Raw genomic sequence first — 23,372 nt, 5'->3', positions numbered from 1 at the left:
GCGTCAGATTCCGGTTGTCGAGTAAAGCGGTAACACGGCACGCTCGCAGTAAATGCATCGACGCTGCGCGAGCGTGTGCCTCCATTTTTCTCCTATTGAATCTAAGCTATGAGCGCACCGAGCAATTTTGGCGTGACACGCCGAAACAACGTTGAACAAGCCGGCAACACGGAATCACAGCAAGGGCTTCGCCGGGTCGTCATCGCCGCGATGGCAGGAAGCGTAATCGAGTGGTTCGAGTTCTCGGTTTACGGGTACCTGGCCACCATCATGGGAAAGGTCTTCTTCCCGACTAGCTCCCCTGGTGTACAGATTATTGCGTCATTCGCCACATTCGCTATCGCGTTTTTGGCACGCCCTTTTGGCGGAATTATGTGTAGTGTTCTGGCGGATCGCTATGGACGAAAGAGCATCTTAAATGTAACGCTCTTTGTGATGGCAGCTGCGACTTTTGGAATCGGCCTTTTGCCATCGTACGCAACACTCGGAACGCTTGCCCCTGTCTTGCTTGTCGTCTTGCGACTGTTCCAGGGGCTATCGGCGGGCGGGGAGGTCAGCGCGGCAGCTATATATGTTGCCGAGCGCAGCGAAAACCATAATCGCACACTGATGACTGCCTGGGTAGAGGTCGGTGCTATGGCGGGCTTCTTGGCGGGTGCTCTCGTAAGCTACGTTCTCCATCTGATGTTTGACGACGCTACGCTTGCTGCATGGGGTTGGCGCGTACCGTTCTATTTCGCGGCTCCGCTCGCGTTGATTGGTCTTTATATCCGCCGCCGTCTTGAAGAGTCGCAAGCCTTCGTGGATGCCCAAAAGCGGGGACGCGTCGAACCAGCCACTATCCTAAAACAGGTTGCGAGGCTTGGGGGCTACAAGAAACACATGCTGCAGGCAGCGGGCATGGTGATTGTGACCAATATCACTCTCTTTACGGTATTGAGCTATATTCCGACCTTTCTGAACCGCACTCTTCATCTAAGCGGAACAGACGCGCTAGCGATAAGCTTGTTACCTATGCTTGTGCTGGTCCTGCTTATCCCTCTTTTCGCGATGCTTGCGGACCGCATTGGCCGAAAGCCCGTAATGATCGCGGGGAGCCTCGCTGTGCTCGTACTCGCAGCACCTAGCTTCCATCTTCTTCAATCTGGAAATCTGATTTTGCAGGTCACAGCCTTGGTCACGTTGAACGTATCCCTCGCCGCGCTGACCTCATGCATATTTGCTCAGGTACCTACGTTGTTTCCAATCAAAGTCCGCTTCATGGCGATGTCCGTCAGTTACAACGTTACGATCGCCATCTTCGCAGGAACGGCCCCTATGATTGACGCATGGCTCATCGAGAAAACGGGCAATCCAATCACCCCTGCGTACTACATGATTTTGGGATGTGTTGTGGGGTTGATCGCATTGCTCTCCTCGACTGACCAGACGGGGCGGCCCATGAAAGAAGAGTGAGTTTCCCCTTCGGGTTTGCTTATACAGGGCCGGCTGGAATGCGATCTCGGGGGGAAGCTCAGGCGGCAGGAACGAGCTCGTTTGTTGTACGCCACAACTTCTGGGTGAAGAAAATGCGCAGCCAGGGTGCCGGATCCAGAACCGAAGCGGCAGCTAAGTGGCATATCGCGATGTAGCTGCCGACAGTATTGGGTTCTTGCCAGCGAAAGCTATTGACACGAGCAAGTTCGACGCGCATTCCTAATCTCGATAGATGATGTTCGGAGATCATTCGGAGTGGTCCGAATACGAGGTGTTTTTATGGGGGAGCCTTGTGGCGAGGGGGGGTATGCACCTGGTGGTCGCGAGCGATATACGGCTGGAGTCGTGCCTGTCCATCTCTTGAACGCCCTATGAAAGACCGCCACGCAACTGAAGCCGAGGGATTCTGAAATCTCGTCGAGAGTCTTTCGACCAAGACTCAGATCACGAATGGAGATGTCGCGGCGGAGGCCGTCTTTGATTTGCTGAAAAGTTGGACCTTCTGCGGCGAGCTTGCGAATCAAGGTTCTCCGCGACATGTTTAGCTGCTTAGCCGCTTCATCCAGGCTTCTGTTCAGATTCGAGGACGTAAAGAGGTATTCACGCACCTTCAACTGAATCGAGTGTTCCTTGAAGTCGGTAAAGATCCAGTCTCTTGGTGCTCGAATCAAGAACTCGTGCATATCCGCCTTCTTTCTCTCGACGGGAAGGTCTCCTACTTCTGAATGAAAGGCGATTGCCGACGACGGCGCATCAAACGTCACGTTCGACGGAAATAGAATCGGGTAGTCGTCGGCGAAAGGGGGGCGGGAGAACGAAAAGGCTACGCTTTCGACTGACAACTCTCTGCCAACAAGCCACGAAGCGATGCCATGAGTCAATTTCAGCAACAAGGCATGTCCGAAGCGATTCGGGGTGCTGTTTGGCGCTCGGCTGCAAAGTGCCAACGTAAGAGTCCGATCAGTCTTCTGGAGCTGCAGCTCATAGTCGTCAAGCAAGAGATTCCATACTTCCGTAAACCGGTGTAGGGCCACGCCTACCGAAGGCGCATCGATGACAACCCTGCAGATAGTTTTCAGTGCCTTGGGGCGAATGGTTCGACTCCACAGCCCCATCATTTCGTCGCCCGTGCTTGCGGCGGCGCTCTGATAGAGTTTGACCAGTTGGTCGTGGGTGATACGAGCTCCAGACGCGCGAAGGGCCGGATCCGAGATGCGGGCTTCCTGCAGGATGTGATCAAATGCCTCGGGTGAGCAGATGCGACGGAGGCTTTCCAGCAGGTCTTCGATGACTAGGAATGATACGGTCGAGAGTATCGGAGCGTCGTCGCTTTTCATGGCATGCACGAATACCTCTCTTGTCATGCGAGCACCGCGTCGGATCAATTACATCTGATGATCATACCGCCCGACGCGGACATAGGAGGGAAAATCGATACTGCCCGCGTAGAACGAGGGCGCTCTTCATTTTTGTGACGGCATTAGTTGGTACCAATCAGACTGCCGATTCATCCGTAGATGAGGAGTAGATCGAGATTTCTGATAGTCGTGTGCTTGCGGCGCCTATACCGCTAGCAACCCGTGGTCTCCATGGCTGCGTGCCCTGGGCTAGACAAGGCACGCAGTTCCGGATGCGGTTCGTCGGACGGCTTGTCGACGGAGGCGTTGAAGTGCGGTGTTTCGCTGAACGAGGGCGAGCGCGCGGAACGATACCGACTACGTTACCGGACGCGTTCTTCGCCTCACTTGCTAGACCCTCGAGCCTTCTTCAGCCGGGCATCTTGGATGCCGGCTTGACTTTGTGGGCTCGCTTATTGACAAAGTCGCCCAGTCGTTCCTGAACGTCGATCCCCGTCTGTACTACTGCCGCCATCAATCCTTCAGCAAACAGTCCGTCGGTTGAGGCCATGTCTGCGATCCGGTTGATCGAGCTGACGATCGCATAGTTCGACAACTCCGCGTTCTCGGCGATACGCTGCGAAGTTTCGAGCGCGAAATTGTAAGCACTTACGGGGTTGCTTTCGGTACCGCAAACATAGTGAGCAAGTCCAATGCGAAGGCCTTCCTCCGCATCGACCACACGACCTGTCAGCATCATCTCGACCATACGATTGGGCGTGACGATTTTTGCCGTTCGCACCGTAGCGCCGCCGCCGGTGAAGATGCCACGCGTGCCTTCAGGCAACGAAAAATAGGTACTTTTATCAGCGATCCTGACATGGGCCGCACTAGCCAGCTCCAATCCACCACCGACAACCGCTCCCTGCATGCAAGCGACTACCGGGATGCCGCCATGTTGAATCTTGTCGAACGCCGTGTGCCATGCTTGGCACACGCGCATGAACTGTACCGCACTTCGCTGTTTGTCGTGGTGCTCTTTCAGGTCCAGGCCGGCGCAGAAATGATTGCCCTCCGCTCGCATGAGGATGACCCGGATATGCTGCGGGATGTGGGAAAAATATGCGTCGATTTCGTCGATCGCACTCTCGTCGAGTGCATTCCGCTTCGCCGGCCTGTTCAAGGTCACCACTCCGACCTTGCCGATTTCTGAAATCTCAAGATACTTGATTGACATCATGTGCTCCCTGCTCAATCGAGGGTAAATGAATATATTGTTCTGACCAGACAATGCTTCCCGAGGGCTGGCTTTATGAATCTTTCCCGTTGCACTCAAGGGCATGTCCTGGATGATCTGAACCCAATCCGGAATGGATCTCTCGGAACGCGTTCGTGAAATACATCGAGAATCTGCTGGGCAGACATACGACTACCTTCCCGCAAGACACAAACAGAACAGGACGCTCTCCCCACTTCTCGTCGGGTTTGGCGACACAAGCAGAGAGAAGAACGTCTTGCTTCCAGAGCGATGCTCTCAATCTCGAGTGACGATATTAATTCGCCACCGCTCTTGATCATGTCCTTACTACGGTCGGTATTTCGTAGATAGCCGTCGGCGTCGATGGTCGCGATATCCCCTGTATCGAACCAACCATCGTCCAGTGCGGGATGCATCCCAAAGTAACGTTCGATGACCCCGTTTCCTTTGATCATCAACCGACCGGGAGAGCGGCCGTCCTTCGCGACGTCGGCCCCCGAAACGTCCAGCAATTTAAACTGCAGGCCGAACAGCGGGCGACCTTGTGCTGCGAGAATGAGATTTCGGCTCTCGTCGTCAAGTCTCTGGTGCTGCGGCATCAGTCGACCCACGGAGCCGAGCAGGGAAACTTCGGTCGTGCCCCAGCGTGGAAAACCACGATCCCTCGATCGCCTAGGTCCTCAGTCATCTGTGGCGGGCATGCTGCACCTCCGATCACCGCTCGCTTCAGCGCGTCGAAGTGGAGGTTCTGCGAGCTCATGTAGTCGAGAAGAGCATTCCAGACTGTCGGGACGCCCGCTGCCACCGTAACTCCCGTTGAAGTACAGAGGCGATAGATCGCATCACCACCGAGATTGCCGCCCGGCAAGACCAGCCGCGCGCCAGACAACAAGGCGGAATACGGAAGGCCCCATGCTTTGACGTGAAACATCCGTCGAAGAATCGAGGTGACCACCAACGGAATCGTCACTATGCTTGTATGTGCAGGCATCATGTCTCCTTGCTCCTTTTCGCAATAGTAGGAGCATGCCTCGCCTCTTTCTATGATGATCGGTGTCGAGAAATTTGCATTTCGGGCCAACTTCGGTGGATCCGGCAGGGGCTGAACACGATAGGAAGCGTATGGATGTCACATCTGCCTGGCGGTATATTTGCGGCGACCGTAGGGGAGTTTGAATGCGCCGCATGCGGTTCGCTTGGCAGTAGCGCTCACGTCAGGTTTGCACGTCATCGCTGCCGTAATAGCGTCGCGCCAAGTCGAGGCGGTCGCATTCCACGGAGAGCACGATGCACGATGTCCGTGTGCTCTTGCGTTGCTTGTGCAGTTCAACGCATAAGGATGCTGTCCTATGCACCAACAGGTCCTGTAACGCACCAATATGCGTGCCGCCATCACACCGCTCTTCGTCAGGTGGATGCGCGAGTGCATGCAGAATGACCACCGCGGGATTGCGATTGGTGAGCTCCGAGGAGTCGTTGCGCGGGCAAACCGGCCTCCTAGACGTGCCGGATCACCTGAGGTCGACTCTTCGCAAAAAGGGACCCTGGCTCGACCCCTCAAGCCAAGGCCAAAGAGCTACGTACAGGTGGTGACCCGTTAGCCGATAGTCTTGCGGCTGTCTGGGCAGCTGAGATGTGCCACGAAGGCGGCACTTGCGTCATCGAGCGGTTGCCTTGACTTCTCGAGCTTTGAGCACATGACGGCACCTTCCCATGCGTTCCAGAAGTACCGCGCGAGCGCCGTTGTGTCTGCATCTTGGCGAATCTCGCCAGCCCGCTTGCCTTCTTCAAGGCATTCACGGATCCGATAGCGCCAGTCGCCAAGCACGTCGAGCAGTGCTTTGCGAAAATTCTCGTCCAGCGCGGCAAGTTCCTGGCTCAGATTCCCTACGAGACATCCACGTTTGAATTTGTGTCGCTGCATGCCTCGTGCAGCGTCTTCGGTGAAAGCCTTGATTCGCTCAATTGGGGAAAGAGTAGTGTTTGTCAGATGTGTATCGAGTTTCTTCGCAAAGTATTCCCCATACGCCTGAATGACCTCGATAGCGTAAGCATCCTTGTTGTTAAAATAGTAGTGGAAGGAACCCTTTGGTACTCCAGCGAGTGCAACCAGTTCATCAAGCGAAAAGTTGTAGAAGCCTTTTTCGGTCAGTATGGCTACCCCCAGCCGAACCAGCTCCGCGCGGCGACCCGTGTCGCGTTTTGTTGTTGTCGTTGCCATTTACCCGTCCTTCAAATTATCCAAGTTCGTCTACCAACGTGGCTTCTTCGCTAGTAGCGGCGACATTGCAAACAGGCCAAGTACCGGCCCCGGAAGTAGTAACAGCGAAATCCACGCACCTAACGAGTGGTACACGCTCGTCGAGGCAAATATCGAACATGCCGACAGAAAAAATCCAATACTGTTCTGCAGTGTCAGGGCGCCGCCGATTTGTTCCGGCGGGCACGCCCGGACAGAGAGGGCTGAGAACTGCGGAGAATCCGCGATGACAGCCAGACCCCAAACAGCCAGCAGCGCCAATGGAGTGACGCCATGGAACTTGCCGGCGACAAAGGGGTATATAAGACAGAGACTGCCCGACACAAGGAGTGCGATAAACGCGGCGCGTGCACTTCCGAACCACTTACTGAAGAAGCCTCCCGCGACACAACCGACCGCACCAATTCCAATGATAAAAAACGAGAGTAAAGCTACATCTCTTGGGGATTCCATGGGGCCGCCGGCGACAGCTCTCACAACCAGCATCGGCACCAGCGTCCAGAAAGCATAGAGCTCCCACATATGGCCAAAGTACCCAAACGCAGCGGCCCGGAATTCACGAATTCGGAACACCGCACCTACTCCGCTGATCAGGGCGCCGGGCGCAGCACGACGGGTATATGGCCCCTCGCCAAGCGATAGAACCATCAATGCGCCCGCAACCGCCAGTAGCGACGACGTAAGGACAACAAGATGCCATGAAACGTTGTCGAGCACTCCCCTGATTGCGTGTACGGATGCTGTACCCAGCGTGAGCATCGCGACCAGCCAGGCAAGTGTTTGCGCCGCTCGCTTTGGCGCCCATGTTACGAGCAGCTTCATGCCAAGCGGATAAATCCCGGCCAGCGCAATCCCCACTCCGAACCGGAACACAATCGCTGACGCGACGCCAGAACTGCACAGCGCGAAAAGCGCGTTCAGAGCTGCACCCAAAAGTCCACATACGGCGAAAACTCTGCTGGTGGGGAGTCGATCCGCAATTCCCGTCGATGCTGAAATCAGTGTACCGACGATGAAGCCGAGTTGAACCGAGTTCGTCAACCACCCAATGCCCGTCGCGCTTAGATGCCATGAGGTCTGCAGGTCATGCATGGCCGCATTGGCGCTGAACCACAACGATGTACCGAACAGTTGCGCGATAGCGATCACCGCAATAGCGCGGCTCGCACGAACGCTCGTACCCGCCTCAGTATGGCCTGCATCAACCTGCGTCTCCACTTCGCATGTCTCCTGATGGTCGTTTTCGATTCGCCGCCCGATGGTCATCCGGCTTCCCGAAATGTCGGTGCCAGGACTTACCCGTAACCACTATAGTTTTTTGTAGACGACCAGTCAACCTAGAGCTATAACATCACTAACTGACCGGCCGTCTAGTTCATCCATAACACTGAACGCCACCGAGCGTTTCAGACCAAGGAGACATGAGCAATGGAGAAGGTGAGCACTGGAGCAGCGGCGCCGATGGACAAACCGGCGCGGTCATACGGATTGCATGGGTTTACCCGTATGTGCGTCGTACTGGTCGAAAGGATCATGCCGGATCCATTCGTGATCGCGATTCTTTTGACCCTCATTACGTGCTCTCTAGCGGTAGCTATTGCGCCGCATGGAAGCATCGGTAACGTCGTAGTTAGCTGGTACGACGGCGTGTTCAAGATTGCCAGCTTCGCGTTTCTGGTTGCACTGACACTGGTCACTGGTCATGCGCTGTCAACATCGAAGCCGGTATCGCTGCTTCTTCGCAAAATAGCTTCGATCCCGAAGACGGCAGGCGGTGCAATGGCACTTACGTTCTTCGTCTCGATGACTGGCGGATTGCTGAACTGGGCGGTTGGTCTTGTTATTTCCGCACTCTTCGCACGAGAAATCGCGAAGCGTGTTCGCGTCGATTTCGCATGGCTCGTGGCAGCCGCATATGCGGGCTGGTCGTTCTATGTGTGTGGCATCTCGAGTTCAATCGCGCTTCTGAGTGCGACACACGGCTCGCCCCTGAACATCATCGAAAAGGTGACCGGTAATGTTCTGCCGATGAAGGACTTTCTGCTTTCGCCGCTGAACTTCGTCCCCCTCCTTGTCCTCGCGGTAGTCATCCCGGTGGTGTTCCGCATGATGATGCCGCGAGACAATGAAACCATCGCTGCAGACCCCCGGCGGCTTATCGAAGAAGACGTCGTCGAAGTGTCGAAGAGTCGACCGACTACGTTGGCTGCCAGGCTGGATTCAGCGTGGGTACTAAACCTGATTCTCGTTGTCCTGGGTCTCGGTTATATCGTGATGAAGCTTGCCGTCGGGTCGTTCACGATGGACCTTAACATGCTGGTGATGATTTTCCTGTTGCTCGGTCTGGTGACGCACTGGACGCCGCGCGGGTATCTCACCGCTATCAACAATGCAGCACGAGTTGCGGGACCTATCCTGCTTCAGTTCCCAATTTACGGCGGTATCATGGGAGTCATGACGGCAACCGGCCTTGCCGATGTCATCGCGAAGTGGTTTATCGGCTTCTCAACGACTCACACGCTTCCGTTCTGGAGTTTTGTGTCCTCGACGCTCATCAGCATGTTCGTTCCGAGTGCCGGTGGCCATTGGATCGTCCAGGCTCCATTCGTTGTTCCTGCCGCTCAGCACCTCGGTGTTCCGCAACACGCAGTCGCCATTTCCGTCGCGCTCGGCGAGGGTGTGGCAGACATGATTCAGCCGATGTGGGTCATTCCTCTGCTCGCGATCGCTGGGGTTGGTATGGGGCGTGTGATGGGCTACACGGTCATCATCTTCTTCATCATGTTCGCAGTGATGGGGGGGGCGCTTCTCCTGCTGTAACTGGTTCGTTAAATCCTGACGCCCACTTTTATGACGTAAAGCTCATGGACGAAATGCATAACCTTGGTTTCCTACTAGCAGCGGCGTGCCGAAAGTTCCTTTCGGCGACTGCGATCGATGCTGTAGGGTCGACGTTGACCTATCAGGAGTTGCTGGAGAAAGCGAACGCAGTCGAACATGCCCTGAAGAAGCACGGCTGCCAGCAGGATGAACCTGTCCATGTCGCCGTCTCTAACCACCCATCCGATCTCGCTGGCTTCCTTGGGGTATGGTTGGCCGGAGGAGTGGTGGTTCCGATTCATCGGATGTCACCAGTCGAAATGACCATCAGCATTCGCGAGAAGACGGGGGCCCGACTTGCAGTGGACCTCGCACGTGGTGCGGAGGCTAACGGCAGTCCGGTAATTCAGGTCGGTGAAATACCACCACGACCCCGGGGGGAACTCTCCAACGCGGCACTGGTCATTTTCACGTCGGGCTCCACGGGTAACCCGAAAGGGGTCGTGGTCGGTCATCATGCTTTCTCCGGGAAACTCCGGGCAATCGACGCGATGATTCATTTCCGTCGCGGCCAGCGCACACTTCAACTGCTCAATATCACCTTCAGCTTTGGGATCTGGGTCAGCCTGCTGACCTTGATGGGCGGGGGGACCATTGTATTGCCGGAGAAATTTGTTCCGGCTCTTCTGCTGGAACAACTGAGCAACGAACGCATACATCGCGTTGGGGTTGTGCCAACAATGCTGCGAGCGATGCTTGCCGTGCTTTCGCAAGGGGCGGGCGCATGTACGGGGTTCGTGCCGTCATGCCCAGCCCTGCGTCAGGTTCTCACGGGCGGCGAGCAATTGAGTGAGCAGTTGGCAGCGCAGGTTGCCAATCTGTTTCCGGAGACGGACCTTGTGAACATATACGGCCTCACCGAAACTTCGACGTGTGACTTCTTCCAGTTTCCGGCCGACAGACAGGCGAATCCCCACTCTTTGGGGCTTCCGTCGAGCCGTGTACGGTATCGTGTGGTCGGCGAAGTAGGGCAGGAGGCGGCTCCAGGGGAGGTAGGCGAATTGCAAATCAATAGCCCTTCCCTCATGAACGGTTATCTCGACGAACCCGCACTCACTGAATCGGCATTTGCCGGTGTTTGGTTCAAAACAGGAGACCTTGCGGTGCTCGACGGTGAAGGCCAGATCCGTCTCATGGGCCGCTCCAAGGAACTTATCTCACGCGGAGGCAACAAGGTCACCCCCATGGAAGTCGAGCGGGCAATCAAGCAGTTTGACGCGGTAAATGACTGCATGGTCGTCGGTGCGCCTGACGAGATTCTCGGTGAACGCATTCACGTTCTCATCGTCCCCAATTCAGGCTGCGCCATTGACGTCGATCCGCTACGTGCGTTTCTCCTGACACGGCTTGATCGCTTCAAGCTGCCTGATTACATCTATGTGGGCGAGGGGCTACCTGTTGGTAGAACTGGGAAGGCCGACCGTAGCGCCTTTCGAAACATGATTACCGGCGGCTCGCTCGTACCGCTTGTGGGTCGTTCGTGAAAACAGGATGGGAGACAGCAATGACCGACTTCTCGACGCTGAAATACGACGTCAACGATTTCATCGCGACCATCACGTTGAACCGGCCCGAACGGCTCAATGCGCTCGGAAAGAAGTCGCTCGAGGAAATCAACACTGCGATGGACCGGGCTGAAACGGACGGACGCGTGAGAGCAATCGTCGTGACGGGTGAGGGTAAGGCGTTTTCGTCCGGCTTCGACCTCAAGGAGCAGCTGGAAGCACGGCCGGAAGGCGAAGCAATCTGGCGCGAAATCCTCGACCGGGATTTCAATACGACGATGCGATTCTGGGACTGCCCGAAGCCAACTATCGCCGCCGTCCATGGCGCCTGCCTTGCCGGTGCCTTTGAAATTGCGCTTGCATGCGACATCACGGTAGCAACCGACTCCGCTATTTTCGGAGAGCCCGAACTGAAGTTTGGCGCGGGCATCGTCACGATGCTCCTGCCCTGGATGACCAATCCGAAGCAGGCAAAGGAAATTATCCTGACTGGCCTCGACCACATCGATGTTCGCAGGGCAGTCGAACTAGGGTTCGTTAATCGCGTTGTCCCGGATGGCGAGCATTTGGCTGAGGCACTACGCATTGCACGCACGATGTGCGTCATCGACCCGAATCTGGTCCGCGTAACGAAACGGGCAATCAATCATAGTTTCGAGGTGAGGGGCATGAAGGAATCCCTACGCCACTCCCTCAATATCGACCATGCAATCGAGTCGGCAGGGTCGCCCGACAAGAAGGCATTTATGGAAGTCGCTCGCGAGCAGGGCATGCGCGAAGCTATCCGATGGCGCGACCGTCGATTCGAAGGTTGACGCCAGCTATCACAAACATCTGACAGGAGAACAACTTATGTCTGAACAGACTTTTAACGCAATGGTGCTTCGCGAAGAGGACAAGAAGACCAAGGCTGCCATCGAGAGCCTCACGTTCGATGCGCTGCCGGGTGAAGACACGCTAGTCAAGATTGAATATTCGACCCTCAACTACAAGGACGCCCTGGCTGTTACGGGGAAGGGCAAGATTGTGAAGTCGTGGCCCCTTGTTCCGGGTATCGACTTCGCGGGGGAGGTGGTCGAGACGTCGAATCCAAAACTGAAGGCGGGTCAAAAGGTCGTCCTGACAGGCTGGAGCGTCGGCGAAAAATACTGGGGTGGCTACAGCCAGTACCAGCGGGTTCGCGGCGAGTGGCTGGTGCCGCTGCCGAAGGGCCTTACAACGCGTCAGGCCATGATGATTGGCACGGCCGGCTTCACGGGCATGCTGTGCGTGAACGCGCTCGAAGACGCTGGCGTCACTCCGCAGAGTGGTCCGGTTCTTGTCACCGGCGCGGCCGGCGGCGTTGGCAGCGTCGCGGTCGCTATCCTGAGCAAGCTGGGCTACAGTGTCTCCGCTCTCACCGGCAGCACTGATAAGCATGAGTACGTGAAGGCGCTTGGAGCACAGGAGTTTGTGGATGGTCCGGAATGGGCCGACCCGCCTCGTCCGCTCGAAGGCCAGAAATGGGCTGCCGCAATCGATACGGTGGGCTCGAAGGTCCTGGCACGTGTGCTCGCCGAGATGAACTACAACGGAGTGGTGGCGGCGTGTGGGCTTGCAGGTGGCGCGGATTTGCCGACGACCGTCATGCCGTTCATCCTTCGTGGCGTGAAGCTCCTGGGCGTGGACTCGGTCATGCTCCCGTCGAAGGACCGCGTCATGGCGTGGAACCGAATTGTTATCGACCTGCCCGGCGACCTCCTCGATGGCATCACAGCGCAGACGGTCCGACTCGAAGAAGTCGGCGCTGCGGCCGAAGCCATGCTTGCAGGCCAGCTGCGCGGCCGCGTCCTCGTTGACGTGAACTGAGAACGACTACATAACCGGAGACTTGAAATGCAAGAAGATTCCAGCAATGTTGTACTGTGCGATGTGCAAGACGGTATCGCCTGGTTGACCATTAACCGTCCGGACAAGCTCAACGCCCTGTCCTCAACGGTCGTCATCACGATGCGTCAATGGGTACAGAAGCTCAACGACGACGATGCAGTTCGCGTCATCGTCATCAAGGGCGCAGGGAAGGCATTTTCGGTCGGCTATGACATTGCCGAGGAAGTCGCTGCAGGCATCGAGCGGCCGGAAGACTGGCACAACGCCCTCACGCGCAACGTAGACCTCTCGATGTCGGTATGGGCCTCGCACAAGCCGACAATCGCGGCAGTTGACGGATGGTGCCTGGCTGGAGCGTGTGAGCTGGCGATGGCTTGCGATATGGTCATTGCGACTGACCGCTCCCAATTTGGTGAGCCTGAAATCCGTTTCGGTTCGGGCCCGGTCACCATCCTTATGCCTTTCCTTATTGGTCAGAAAAAGACCAACGAGCTGCTCCTGACGGGCGACGTCATCCAGGCCGCCGAAGCGGAGCGAATCGGCATGATTAATCGTGTCGTTTCGCCGGACGAACTGCTTGAGACCGTGGAAAAGCTTGCAAAGAAGATTGCCGTTACGCCGAATATCACGCTCAAGCTGACGAAGATTGCCCTGACCCGAGCCTACGAGGCGATGGGATTGCGACAGGCGGTGAATGCAAATCTGGACGTCGCTGCTACGCTGAATGCAGCATATTCTCCCGAAAAGGCCGGTTTTGCGCAGCGAGTCAAGGACGAGGGCCTTCGCAAGGCACTCGATTGGCGTGATTCTCGATACGGCAAGCTTTGATTCGAAGCCACGGCGGTGTCGCTATCACCGGTAGGGCGCCGCCATCGATTGTTGCGCGTCGCACGACTATGCTCCGGCTGTTCCGCGGAGCAGCGCGATTGCATTGCCATTAAACAAGAACAGTTCGGCGTCAGATTTTATTAATTTGGTATCCGAATCATTGGAGACAATGATGAAAAGCACCATGCAGGCAAATCAGCTCGGCCTTCCGTTGTTGATGCGTCATGCATACCGCGTCAACGGTCGCTCACGGCTGGTATCCGTATCTTCTTCTGGACAACGAATCGAGCAGACCTTTGCCGATACGGCGCTCCGCGCCGGCCGGCTCGCTGACGCGCTCGAACGACGTGGGTTCCCCACGGATACGGTTGTCGGCACGCTGGCCGGCGCTTCGCGCGAGCATCTGGAGGCGTATCTCGGCGTCCCCGCGAGTGGACGCCTCCTTCACACCCTCAACACGAGATTGCACTCCGACCAGTTGGCGTACATGGCCAAGTGCGCCAAGGATGAAGTGTTCATCGTTGATAGCCAGAATCTCGAGAAGTTCTGGTCGTTCGCCGACGAACTGGACAATCTGAAACTTCTGGTTACCGTAGGCTCCAGGACGCCTGGCGAGTCTCCAAAATCGGGATGCGAGGTCATCGATTACGAGGAGCTTCTCGTAGAGGGGCAGCCACGAGTAGACTGGCCAGACATCGATGAAGACAACGCGGCCATTATCTGCTTCACGGGCGGGACAACAGGTCTGCCGAAAGGCGTCGCATACAGCCATCGGTCCATCTGGCTTCAGGCGATGAGTCTCTGCACTACAAATTCCGTGGGGCTCAGCAGCACTGACCGTTTGCTACCGGCGGTCCCGCTTTATCACGTGAATGGCTGGGGACTTCCATTCGCAGCATTGATGGCCGGATGTGACCTTATTTTGCCTGGGACAGCGTTGCAGCCGTCGGCCCTCATTAATCTCATTGAATCTGAGTCACCGACAGTGGCCGCTGGTGTCCCTACCATTTGGTCAGACGTGCTTTCGACGATGCGTGAGCGAGGCCTCATCGATTTGGGACGATTGAGGACCATCAGCTGTGGTGGCGCGCAGGTCCCGAGCCGGTTGTCTGACGATTACCGGGCACTTGGTATCCGCATGGTTCAAGCATGGGGCATGACGGAAACCTCATCCATGTCTGCAATCGCGCAAACGCCGGCATGGGCTACCGACGTTGACGACCTCCAGCGCTGCTCTTCAGCTCAGGGGCGTGTGGTGTGCGGGCTGGAGGTTCGCGTTGCCGACCTCGACGGTACAGAGCTGCCGAACAATGGCGTGGCGGTTGGCGAAATACAGATTCGGGGTGCGTGGGTCACGTGCTCATATCTGGGCACCGACGACGAGAGCCATCTTCAGGACGGATGGCTGCGAACAGGCGACCTTGGCACCGTAGATCCGGACGGATTTATCCACCTCTCGGACCGCATGAAGGATGCAATCAAGTCGGGCGGGGAATGGATTCCGTCTTTAGCACTTGAGGATGCCATTCGTAGCCACCCCGCAGTCCTGGATGTCGCCGTCATCGCGGTGCCGGATGATCGATGGCAAGAGCGTCCAGCGGCAATCGTCGTTGTCGCGAAGGATAAGGTTATCGGTCCAGCTGACCTTCAGGAGTACCTGATGACGAGGGTCGCGAAATGGTGGATACCCGACAAGTGGGCGTTCGTCGACGTGCTTCCCCGCACGGCTGTTGGCAAGGCTGACAAGAAATGCATGCGTCAGCTTGCCGAATCAAACCTTAGCTGGGTATCGACCGCTAAGCCGAATGTTGTGACCAGTTCCGCAACGTCAACATCAACGTCGTGACAGCTGTCAAGCTTCACTCTTTTCCCGCTGCCGTGCGGCGGCAATTTTGACTTTACCTGGAGGCATCTAATGTCCAATGTACACCCGTTCCTTGACGCCAAAGCACTTTCCGAGACGATTGACGCGGTCCGACAAGACCGAAGCCTCGGGCACGTAACATTCTCGCTGGAAGGCAAGTCTGCAGGCGATCTGCGCCTGGTTTCCACGACGGGGCCCATCTCTCAGGCTGGCAACAAGGATGAGAGCCGCCGCGGAAAGTTCACGCTGCAAAGCGACGAGCCAATGTCGCTTCTCGGGACAGATTCCGCGGTCAGTCCGGCGGAATACATAATGAAGGGACTCGCGGGCTGCTACGCGGTGACCCTCGCCGCCTTGGCGTCGCAGGAGGGTATCGCGTTGAAGAACATCGACGTTGAGCTTGAGTTCGATGTGGATCTGAGCGGCTTTCTCGGCATCGACAAGTCCGTTCGACCTGGCGCCAAGCAGATTCGCGTCGACGTCGCTCTCGACAGCCCCGGTACCCCCAAAGCCGACCTCGAGCGCCTTGTCGTGAGGTTGCAGGAGCACTCGCCGATTCGTGACACGCTTGCGAACCCCGTGGACGTCGTGACGCATCTCAGGTAGCCAACGATACCACGTGCAGGGCGGCACTTCGTGTTCCAGGCAACAACAGCGTGTGCCGTCCTCTCATAGGGTTACGCAGCACTTCTGGGCCCGCGTGACCGCTGCAGGTTGGTTTTTGGGGGCGGCCAGGTGTCCCCGAGACGGAGAAATATATGCGAGTGATTCTTCTCGGCGCACCGGGCGCCGGAAAAGGAACGCAGGCTCAATTGCTGAGAACGAAGTTCTGGATTCCCCAAGTATCGACCGGGGACATGCTGCGCGCCGCCGTTCGCGCACAGACACCGCTTGGGGTTGCGGCCAAGCGGTTCATGGATGCCGGCGAACTCGTTCCCGACGCGCTCATGATTGGACTTGTCGAGGACCGCCTTCGCGAACCTGACTGCATGAACGGATATTTGTTCGACGGATTTCCACGCACTGTCGCTCAGGCCGATGCGCTCAGGAGCGCCAACGTCCACATCGACCACGTCATCGAGCTTGACGTGCCGTTCGACTACATCGTAGAGCGCATGGTAGGTCGTAGGGTGCATTTGGCCTCTGGCCGAAGTTACCATGTGAAGTACAACCCGCCCAAGCGAGAGATGCTTGACGACGTCACGGGCGAGCCGCTCACGATACGTGATGACGATGACGAAGAGACGGTTCGTCGCCGGCTTTCTGTGTATTCCAGCCAGACCCGTCCGCTTATCGATTTCTACTCAAAAAGGCGATGTTCGACAGACGCTTCTCATCAGCTTGGGACACCGTTCTATCACAGGATCTTGGGGCTTGGCGGAGTCGATGAAGTGCACGCGCGCATCGTCGATTCGATTGCGCGAGTCGATGTTGAGGCGCTGGATACCGGAACGTTTACCCGGAGGGGCTCATGAGGCGGGTTGAAGTGGTCGTGTGGTCAGATTTTGTCTGCCCGTGGTGCTGGATAGCAAAACGGCGACTCGAACAGGCGATAAGGGCAGTCGAGACGGAGGTTGAAGTAGTCGTCGAGTTGAAGGCGTATCGCCTGGCCAAGGGGATGATGCCAACTGACTTCGCGACGGCGCTGGCGCGTAAATTCGGCTCAGTCAAACAGGCAGCCGAAATGATGGGTGCCGTGTCAGACCAGGCTGAACTGGAGGGGCTCAGGTATCGATTTGACTCAATGCGGTTTGGAGACACGGTAGATGCCCATGCACTCGTGAAGTCCGCAGCTTCCAGAGAGGCGAGGGCAAGCATTGCTGAGATGCTTTTCCAGGCTGGCACAACAGACGGCAAAGATATTTTCGACCGTGCAGTGCTTTTACAACTTGGCGCTGATGCTGGCATAAGACCAGGTGAGGTCGACTTTGAGGGCAAATCGGTGTTGGCTCAAATCAAACAGGACGAGATGGAAGCAAACGCCATCGCAAGCGGGGTGCCTCTCTTCGTCTTTAATGCGAAGACATATATATCGGGCGCTCAACCCACGCGGATCTTTGAAAGAGCGTTGCGGGAAAGCGCTGTGAGTGTCGATGCACAAGGGCAGGTGCAGGGGCAATCGTGCGGTCTGGATGGCTGTAGCTGATAGGGTGAGCTATCAAGGCGACGTCACCACTGGAACGACGCTGTTCCGCATGGGGTGGCAGCGATGCACACTCGATGTGGAAGCCAGTTATCATCAAATCCGGCGCAGCAGTCGACTAGCACCGGTGGTGATGCGTCGCATGGCAATCCAGTGAATCACAATTGCCCACAATTGAAAGGCCGCCGGGGCGTACTCCGTGGGCATCGTTCCAGTTTGGGGCGGGATTATTTTTCTTATCCGGTCCACAATTGGAGGGATGACGGCGGACCACCGCAGATTCGCCGCACGCGAAGTGGGCTAACCCTTGTCCACCGATGAGCCCAGCAGCTCCTCGATCAGCTTCTTCTGCAGCAACTCCGACGCCTTGTTGGGGTTGCTGCTTCGCCACACCAGAAACAGTTCCGCATGCACCGGCGGCTCTATCGGCAGCGCGCGAAACACCACGTTCTCGAACTTCAGCCGCCTGGCGGATTCCGGCACGAGGGCAATGCCGGTTCCCCCACTGACGAGCGAAAGCATGGTGTGTGTATTCGCGACGTACTGCACGTAACGCGGCGTCACCGACGCTGCACGGAACAGGCCGGCCAGCAGCTCATACGAATAGCGGCCATCGGACGGCGAGTACATGACCAGCGCTTCGCCGTCGACGCTGCGAAGCGTGAGGCGCCTTTCCTGTGTCAACGGATGATCCGACGGCATCGCCAGCACGAAACGCTCGCGCAGCAGGCACACGCTCTCGAGCCCCGGCGGACTCATCGTGAGCGGCCGGATCAGGCAAAGATCTAGCCGCCCGGCGTTGATCGCGTCGATCTGGTCGAGCGTGGTCATCTCCTTCAATTCCAGCTCGATGCCGGGGAACTCCTCCCGTACGACCGATACGACCTTCGGCAGCACGCTGAAGGCGGCCACCGCCAGAAAGCCCAGCGTGACGCTGCCCGTTTCGCCACCCCGTGCGCGTCGCGCCGTGAGCTGCGCATGTTGCACGCGCCGCAGGATGTCCTCCGCTTCGGGCAGAAACGCCTTGCCGCTTGCCGTGAGCTTGACCGAGCGACGGTCGCGTTCGAACAGCGATACACCGAGTTCGCGTTCGAGCAGCTGGATATTCCGCGTAAGCGGCGGTTGCGTCATGTTGAGCCGCAGAGCGGCGCGCCCGAAGTGGAGCTCCGCCGCAACCATGGTGAAGCAACGCAGGTGAATGAGCTGGATCATATTCCAGATTTTATATCACCGGATATCAACAGGGAATTGGACGCTCATGTGCCGAGCCCCTAGACTGCTCAACAACAAGTCGAACTCCAGTGTACGAGTTCCCGACCCACGATACCAGGAGACGTCATGTCGACCATCAGCATCGGCGACGAGCGGGCCACCACGAGCGACGCATTGATCCAGCTGCACCCGGACGATAGCGTGGCCATCTGCAGACGCGCACTGCGCGAGGGCGAGCGCCTTACGCCGGACTTTTCCGCCCGCCAGGACATTCCTGCTGCGCACAAGATCGCGATCCGGTCGTTGCAGGAAGGCGAACCGGTGCGCAAGTACGGTCAGGTCATCGGCTACGCGTCGCGCCCGATCGTGCCAGGCGATCATGTGCACGAGCATAACCTGAGCATCGGCGAAGTCGACAAGGACTACGCCTTCTGCATCGACAGGAAGCCGACACACTTCATCTCTCCCGCTGCGACTTTCAACGGCATCGTACGCGACGACGGGCGCATCGCCACGCGCAATTACATCGGCATCCTGTCGACGGTGAACTGCAGCGCGCACGTGGCCGAGGTGGCTGCGCGCTTCTTCGAGAAAAACCCGTTGACGGGGGAAGATCCGCTCGCCGCGTTCCCGAACGTCGACGGCGTGGTCGCCTTGACGCACAAGACCGGTTGCGGGATGAGTTCCGGCGAGCCACTGCAGATCCTGCGTCGCGTGATGGCGGGCTATGCGACCCATCCGAACTTCTTTCGTGTCATCGTCGTGGGCCTCGGCTGCGAGGTGAACCAGGTTTCGACCTTCCTCGACAGGACTGGATTGCAGGACCGCGTCGTGTCGCTAAGCATCCAGTCGATCGGCGGCAGCCAGAAGGCGATCGAACACATCGTCGGAAGGATCAGGGAATGCCTGCCGCTCGCCAATCAGGTGAAGCGTGAGCCGGTGCCCGCGTCTGCTCTGTCGGTCGCCCTCATCTGTGGCGGCTCCGACGGCTACTCGGGCATCACCGCTAATCCTGCCCTCGGCGCGGCGAGCGATCTGCTCGTGCGCCATGGCGGCACGGTCATCCTGTCGGAGACGCCGGAGACGTACGGCGCGGAGCATCTCCTCACGCGCCGCGCCGAAGACGAAGCGATTGGCAGGAAGCTCGTCGAACGGATGGCCTGGTGGACGCAATACGCCGAACGCGAGAACGTTTCGCTGAACGCGAATCCGACGCCGGGGAACAAGGCCGGCGGCATCACGACGATTCTGGAAAAATCGCTGGGCGCGATGACGAAGTCCGGCAGCACCAATCTGCGCGAGGTTATCGAGTACGCACAACCGGTGACGCAGAAAGGCTTCGTCTTCATGGACGCACCTGGATTCGATCCGGTCCAGGTGACGGGGCAGATCGCGAGCGGAGCCAACCTCGTCGCATTCACGACAGGGCGGGGCAGTGTCTTCGGCGCGAAGCCGGCCCCGTCGATCAAGCTCGCGACCAACACGAAGATGTTCCGCCACATGCAGGACGACATGGACATCAACTGCGGCACAATCGTGGACGGAACGGAGACGCTCGAGCAATGCGGGCAACGGATCTTCGATCTGTTACTGCACGTCGCCTCGGGAGAAAAGAGCAAGAGCGAACAGATGGATTTCGGCAAGTCCGAATTCGCGCCGTGGATTCAGGGCGCGTGCATCTGAGCGCCTGCGTTCCGAACCTTCGCATACGGACGTACGCATCCGTCAAAAGATAGCCCTCACCATTTTCAGGATTTGCCATGAATGGAGCCAAGAGTCTCGTCGAGACGCTGTTGAAGTCCGGCGTAGATACCTGCTTTGCTAATCCCGGCACGAGCGAGATGCATTTCGTTGCCGCGCTGGATCAAAGTCCCGGCATGCGGTGCGTGCTCGGTCTTCAGGAAAACGTCGTTACCGGCATGGCGGACGGTTACTACCGCGTCTCCGGCAAGGTTGCCTGCACGTTGCTGCATTGCGGACCGGGCCTCGCCAACGGCATGGCGAATCTGCATAACGCGTATCGCGCCCGCAGCGGTGTCGTGAACATTGTCGGTGACCAGGCAACCTACCACCGGCAGTACGACGCACCACTGACAGCGAAGACCGTTGCGATGGCCGAGACCGTCTCGCAGTGGGTCCGCTCCAGCAGCGACAGCGATAAGCTCGGCGGCGACGCGGCGCACGCGGTCGCGGCCGCGCTCACGACGCCGGGTCAGATCGCGACGCTGATCGTGCCGTCGGACACCTCATGGAACGAAGGTGGCGAAGTCGCCGCGGCCGTGCCGGTTCCGCAGCCGCCGCATGTCGCCGCCGCAGCGATCGACGCTGCTGCAAGGGCATTGGAGGACAACGGCGGCAAAACGCTGATCCTGCTGTCGGGCAAGGGCGCGCTGCGCGAAGGCCAGGCGCTGGCCGCGCGGATTGCGAGCGCGACCGGCGCGCATATCATGCTCGACTACACCGCGCCGCGCGTGCAGCGCGGCGAAGGCGCCCTGGCACTGGAGCGCGTGCCGTACGCGACGGACCGTGCGGTCGAGGTACTCGGCGCCTATGAAAACATCATCCTCGTCAACGCGAATCCGCCGGTCGCGTTCTTCGCGTATCCGGACAAGCCGTCCATCCAGTATCGACCGGACGCTGCGTTGCTGGTCCTGACGCAGCCGGACCAGAATGCGCTGGAAGGCCTGTCGCGGCTCGCCGACGCACTCGACGCCCCGCCCGTGAAGTTGCCTTCTCATGGCGAGCGAGCGCAGGTCGCCAGCGGTTCGCCGTCGCCCGAGAAGCTCGCCCAGACCATCGCAGCGGTGATTCCTGAGCACACCATCATCTCGGATGAAAGCGTGTCGTACGGCCGCGGCTTCTACGCGTTTTCGAACGCGGCGCCGGCTCACGAATGGCTGCACCTGGTGGGCGGCGCGATCGGCGACGGACTGCCGATTGCCACGGGTGCGGCGATCGGGGCCGGCGGCGAACAGCGCGTGGTGTCCATCCAGGCCGACGGTGCGGGTATGTATTCGCTGCAGGCATTGTGGACCCAGGCGCGCGAGCGGCTGCCCGTGACGACCATCGTCATCAGCAACCGCAAATACAACATTCTCATCAACGAGTACAAGAACGTCGGCGCTGTGCCGGGCGAGACCGCAATGAACATGCTGAGTCTCGCGGACCCCGATCTCGACTGGGTTGCGCTGGCGAACGGCCTGGGCGTCGAAGCCGCTCGCGCGCACGACATGGAAACGCTGGCGGATCTGATGACGGCAAGCTTCAGGGAAAGGAAGCCTTTCCTGATCGAGCTGATCGTCTAGGACAGACAAACCACAACAATGGAGACAAGGAAGATCATGGAAGCCGTTCATAGCAAGACGTTGACCGAAAGAGAGACCCGCTGGATTCCCGTGCTGGTCTTCGCCTATCTGCTGCTGCTGGCGGATGGCATCGACTTTCTCTATCTGGCGCTCAGCCTCACCAGCCTGAAGCACGACTTCGGCCTGACCGACGTGCAGGCGGGCTCGTTCGGGAGTGCTTCGCTCGCTGCGATGCTGGTGGGCGGTATCGTCGGCGGCTGGGCCTGCGACCGTTACGGCCGGGTGCGCTCGCTGGTCGTGGCGACCGTGATCTTCTCACTGGGTACGTCCTGTCTTGGATTCACACAGGACTACTGGCAGTTTCTGCTGATTCGCTTTATCGGCTCGCTCGGTATCGGTGCGGTGTACGTCGGCGCGAACACGCTCGTCTTCGAGTACGCGCCGGTCAAACACAGAACGACGGTGCTCGGCACGCTGCAATCGGGCTGGACAGTGGGCTATGTGGTGGCTTCGGTGCTGGCGGGTGCGATCCTGCCGCACTACGGCTGGCGCTATCTCTTCTTCACGTCAGCCGTCCCGGTGGTGCTCGCGATCTTCATGCACGCGTTCATCCGCGATTCGGACGCGTACCTCGAAGCGAAGCGCAAGCGTGAGGCCGAGGCGCGCAGTGGTGCAGGCAAGCAACCCTCGATCCTGCGGAGCATCTTCGACAACCCCGAGCAACGCCAGCGCTTCATCGTCTGGACGATCGGTGCGACCCTGCTTCAGTTCGCATATTACGGTGTGGTCAACTGGATACCGGCCTACCTGCAGTCGCAGATGCACATCTCGTTCTCGTCGATTGCCGGTTTCCTGATTGCAACCTTTATCGCGTCGACCTTCGCGAAGATTGCGGCGGGCTGGCTGGCCGACCGCATCGGTCGACGCCTGATGTTCTTCCTCGCGAGTGCTTTGACTGCGGTATTCATTCCGATCGTCGTCCTCTACAAGACGCCCGACAACATTCTCTACCTGATGACGATCTTCGGCTTCTTCTACGGGATGCCTTACGGTGTGACCGCAACCTTCATGAGCGAGAGCTTCCCGACCGACGTGCGCGGCTCGGCAAGCGGCACCGCCTACAACATCGGGCGGCTGGGCGGCGTGCTGGCACCCGTGACTATCGGCTACCTCAGTGCAGCGGGGCACATCGACGCCGGCTTCATGCTGATGGCAGTGGCGTTCCTCGCCTGCGGGCTGGTTCCCGCTCTGTTGATCCGGGGTAAGACTTACTAGATCCGTACGTCGTGGCGTCGAGACGTAGGGAATCTGTTTCCTTTCTCAAAGTGATCTCTGTCTCCCCGCTGCGGTGGGGACGGCATCCTCTTTTCGCTCTTTTCATGGGATAGCCATGTGTGCAAGCCAGTTCATCGATAGCGACGAAATCAGAAGCCGC

At 58.2% G+C, this 23,372-nt stretch carries 19 protein-coding genes; 13 read left to right on the top strand and 6 right to left on the bottom strand.

The genetic code is table 11. The annotated features are described in order from the left end of the window. Nucleotides 1–108 precede the first annotated feature (108 nt). The gene (locus U5A52_RS35980) at nucleotides 109–1,455 is read left to right on the top strand and encodes an MFS transporter (RefSeq protein ID WP_321938780.1); all 1,347 of its coding nucleotides are present in this window, start codon (nucleotides 109–111) and stop codon (nucleotides 1,453–1,455) included. A 209-nt stretch (nucleotides 1,456–1,664) separates the two neighbouring features. Here the strand turns inward: U5A52_RS35980 and U5A52_RS35975 are convergent, their stop codons facing one another. The 5 genes from U5A52_RS35975 to U5A52_RS35955 all read right to left on the bottom strand — a co-directional run bounded on the left by U5A52_RS35975 (nucleotide 1,665) and on the right by U5A52_RS35955 (nucleotide 7,549). Continuing rightward, a complete protein-coding gene (locus tag U5A52_RS35975) occupies nucleotides 1,665–2,813 on the bottom strand; it encodes an AraC family transcriptional regulator (RefSeq protein ID WP_321938778.1) in 1,149 nt (382 codons plus the stop codon). A 430-nt stretch (nucleotides 2,814–3,243) separates the two neighbouring features. Beyond that, nucleotides 3,244–4,050 (bottom strand): crotonase/enoyl-CoA hydratase family protein, encoded by an 807-nt coding sequence (locus U5A52_RS35970; RefSeq protein ID WP_321938820.1) that lies wholly within the window; start codon nucleotides 4,048–4,050, stop codon nucleotides 3,244–3,246. A gap of 619 nt (nucleotides 4,051–4,669) precedes the next feature. Next, nucleotides 4,670–5,065: an AMP-binding protein gene (locus tag U5A52_RS35965; protein ID WP_321938776.1), complete on the bottom strand. Its 396-nt coding sequence runs from the start codon at nucleotides 5,063–5,065 to the stop codon at nucleotides 4,670–4,672. A 603-nt stretch (nucleotides 5,066–5,668) separates the two neighbouring features. Next, on the bottom strand, nucleotides 5,669–6,292 hold the full coding sequence (locus tag U5A52_RS35960) for a TetR/AcrR family transcriptional regulator (RefSeq protein ID WP_321938774.1): 624 nt from the start codon (nucleotides 6,290–6,292) through the stop codon (nucleotides 5,669–5,671). 30 nt (nucleotides 6,293–6,322) lie between these two features. Continuing rightward, on the bottom strand, nucleotides 6,323–7,549 hold the full coding sequence (locus tag U5A52_RS35955; RefSeq protein ID WP_321938772.1) for an MFS transporter: 1,227 nt from the start codon (nucleotides 7,547–7,549) through the stop codon (nucleotides 6,323–6,325). A gap of 210 nt (nucleotides 7,550–7,759) precedes the next feature. On the opposite strand from U5A52_RS35955, the gene U5A52_RS35950 reads away from it, so the two are divergent. From U5A52_RS35950 to U5A52_RS35910, 9 genes are all read left to right on the top strand, one after another. Continuing rightward, the gene (locus tag U5A52_RS35950; RefSeq protein WP_321938770.1) at nucleotides 7,760–9,151 is read left to right on the top strand and encodes a short-chain fatty acid transporter; all 1,392 of its coding nucleotides are present in this window, start codon (nucleotides 7,760–7,762) and stop codon (nucleotides 9,149–9,151) included. Between the two features lie 44 nt (nucleotides 9,152–9,195). Next, complete coding sequence (locus tag U5A52_RS35945) at nucleotides 9,196–10,695, top strand: class I adenylate-forming enzyme family protein (RefSeq protein ID WP_321938769.1); 1,500 nt, start codon at nucleotides 9,196–9,198, stop codon at nucleotides 10,693–10,695. A gap of 20 nt (nucleotides 10,696–10,715) precedes the next feature. Further along, the gene (locus tag U5A52_RS35940; protein ID WP_321938768.1) at nucleotides 10,716–11,531 is read left to right on the top strand and encodes an enoyl-CoA hydratase/isomerase family protein; all 816 of its coding nucleotides are present in this window, start codon (nucleotides 10,716–10,718) and stop codon (nucleotides 11,529–11,531) included. Between the two features lie 37 nt (nucleotides 11,532–11,568). Further along, the gene (locus U5A52_RS35935) at nucleotides 11,569–12,564 is read left to right on the top strand and encodes an MDR family oxidoreductase (protein ID WP_321938766.1); all 996 of its coding nucleotides are present in this window, start codon (nucleotides 11,569–11,571) and stop codon (nucleotides 12,562–12,564) included. Nucleotides 12,565–12,591: 27 nt separating this feature from the next. Continuing rightward, nucleotides 12,592–13,413 carry an enoyl-CoA hydratase/isomerase family protein gene (locus tag U5A52_RS35930; protein WP_321938764.1) on the top strand — a complete coding sequence of 274 codons (822 nt, stop codon included), beginning with the start codon at nucleotides 12,592–12,594 and terminating at the stop codon, nucleotides 13,411–13,413. A gap of 172 nt (nucleotides 13,414–13,585) precedes the next feature. Continuing rightward, complete coding sequence (locus U5A52_RS35925) at nucleotides 13,586–15,259, top strand: long-chain-fatty-acid--CoA ligase (protein ID WP_321938762.1); 1,674 nt, start codon at nucleotides 13,586–13,588, stop codon at nucleotides 15,257–15,259. A 69-nt stretch (nucleotides 15,260–15,328) separates the two neighbouring features. Then, entirely contained in the window at nucleotides 15,329–15,883 is a 555-nt protein-coding gene (locus U5A52_RS35920; RefSeq protein WP_321938760.1) for an OsmC family protein, read from the top strand. 152 nt (nucleotides 15,884–16,035) lie between these two features. After that, on the top strand, nucleotides 16,036–16,752 hold the full coding sequence (gene adk / locus U5A52_RS35915; RefSeq protein WP_321938758.1) for an adenylate kinase: 717 nt from the start codon (nucleotides 16,036–16,038) through the stop codon (nucleotides 16,750–16,752). After that, nucleotides 16,749–17,423, top strand: coding sequence for a DsbA family oxidoreductase (locus U5A52_RS35910; protein ID WP_321938757.1), 675 nt, complete (start codon nucleotides 16,749–16,751; stop codon nucleotides 17,421–17,423). The genes adk and U5A52_RS35910 overlap by 4 nt, the downstream gene beginning before the upstream one ends. Nucleotides 17,424–17,720: 297 nt before the next feature. On the opposite strand, the gene U5A52_RS35905 is transcribed toward U5A52_RS35910, so the two are convergent. After that, the gene (locus U5A52_RS35905; protein ID WP_321938756.1) at nucleotides 17,721–18,632 is read right to left on the bottom strand and encodes a LysR family transcriptional regulator; all 912 of its coding nucleotides are present in this window, start codon (nucleotides 18,630–18,632) and stop codon (nucleotides 17,721–17,723) included. Between the two features lie 126 nt (nucleotides 18,633–18,758). Here U5A52_RS35905 and U5A52_RS35900 point away from each other — a divergent pair, with 126 nt between their 5' ends. The 3 genes from U5A52_RS35900 to U5A52_RS35890 all read left to right on the top strand — a co-directional run bounded on the left by U5A52_RS35900 (nucleotide 18,759) and on the right by U5A52_RS35890 (nucleotide 23,212). Beyond that, complete coding sequence (locus U5A52_RS35900; RefSeq protein ID WP_321938755.1) at nucleotides 18,759–20,315, top strand: altronate dehydratase family protein; 1,557 nt, start codon at nucleotides 18,759–18,761, stop codon at nucleotides 20,313–20,315. A 77-nt stretch (nucleotides 20,316–20,392) separates the two neighbouring features. Next, a complete protein-coding gene (locus U5A52_RS35895; RefSeq protein ID WP_321938753.1) occupies nucleotides 20,393–21,937 on the top strand; it encodes an acetolactate synthase large subunit in 1,545 nt (514 codons plus the stop codon). 36 nt (nucleotides 21,938–21,973) lie between these two features. Then, complete coding sequence (locus U5A52_RS35890) at nucleotides 21,974–23,212, top strand: MFS transporter (RefSeq protein ID WP_321938751.1); 1,239 nt, start codon at nucleotides 21,974–21,976, stop codon at nucleotides 23,210–23,212. Nucleotides 23,213–23,372 lie beyond the last annotated feature (160 nt).

Origin of the sequence: Paraburkholderia sp. J8-2, from assembly GCF_905220195.1 — a bacterium.
GTDB lineage: Bacteria > Pseudomonadota > Gammaproteobacteria > Burkholderiales > Burkholderiaceae > Paraburkholderia.
This window is presented reverse-complemented; position numbering and strand designations above follow the sequence as displayed.

Coding starts and splice junctions, on each gene's coding strand:
- U5A52_RS35920 (WP_321938760.1), top strand. CDS start 15,329: ATGTCCAATGTACACCCGTTCCTTGACGCCAAAGCACTTTCCGAGACG.
- U5A52_RS35895 (WP_321938753.1), top strand. CDS start 20,393: ATGAATGGAGCCAAGAGTCTCGTCGAGACGCTGTTGAAGTCCGGCGTA.
- U5A52_RS35935 (WP_321938766.1), top strand. CDS start 11,569: ATGTCTGAACAGACTTTTAACGCAATGGTGCTTCGCGAAGAGGACAAG.
- U5A52_RS35925 (WP_321938762.1), top strand. CDS start 13,586: ATGAAAAGCACCATGCAGGCAAATCAGCTCGGCCTTCCGTTGTTGATG.
- U5A52_RS35940 (WP_321938768.1), top strand. CDS start 10,716: ATGACCGACTTCTCGACGCTGAAATACGACGTCAACGATTTCATCGCG.
- U5A52_RS35975 (WP_321938778.1), bottom strand. CDS start 2,813: ATGAAAAGCGACGACGCTCCGATACTCTCGACCGTATCATTCCTAGTC.
- U5A52_RS35910 (WP_321938757.1), top strand. CDS start 16,749: ATGAGGCGGGTTGAAGTGGTCGTGTGGTCAGATTTTGTCTGCCCGTGG.
- U5A52_RS35965 (WP_321938776.1), bottom strand. CDS start 5,065: ATGATGCCTGCACATACAAGCATAGTGACGATTCCGTTGGTGGTCACC.
- adk (WP_321938758.1), top strand. CDS start 16,036: ATGCGAGTGATTCTTCTCGGCGCACCGGGCGCCGGAAAAGGAACGCAG.
- U5A52_RS35905 (WP_321938756.1), bottom strand. CDS start 18,632: ATGATCCAGCTCATTCACCTGCGTTGCTTCACCATGGTTGCGGCGGAG.
- U5A52_RS35980 (WP_321938780.1), top strand. CDS start 109: ATGAGCGCACCGAGCAATTTTGGCGTGACACGCCGAAACAACGTTGAA.
- U5A52_RS35960 (WP_321938774.1), bottom strand. CDS start 6,292: ATGGCAACGACAACAACAAAACGCGACACGGGTCGCCGCGCGGAGCTG.
- U5A52_RS35945 (WP_321938769.1), top strand. CDS start 9,196: ATGGACGAAATGCATAACCTTGGTTTCCTACTAGCAGCGGCGTGCCGA.
- U5A52_RS35950 (WP_321938770.1), top strand. CDS start 7,760: ATGGAGAAGGTGAGCACTGGAGCAGCGGCGCCGATGGACAAACCGGCG.
- U5A52_RS35900 (WP_321938755.1), top strand. CDS start 18,759: ATGTCGACCATCAGCATCGGCGACGAGCGGGCCACCACGAGCGACGCA.
- U5A52_RS35890 (WP_321938751.1), top strand. CDS start 21,974: ATGGAAGCCGTTCATAGCAAGACGTTGACCGAAAGAGAGACCCGCTGG.
- U5A52_RS35930 (WP_321938764.1), top strand. CDS start 12,592: ATGCAAGAAGATTCCAGCAATGTTGTACTGTGCGATGTGCAAGACGGT.
- U5A52_RS35970 (WP_321938820.1), bottom strand. CDS start 4,050: ATGTCAATCAAGTATCTTGAGATTTCAGAAATCGGCAAGGTCGGAGTG.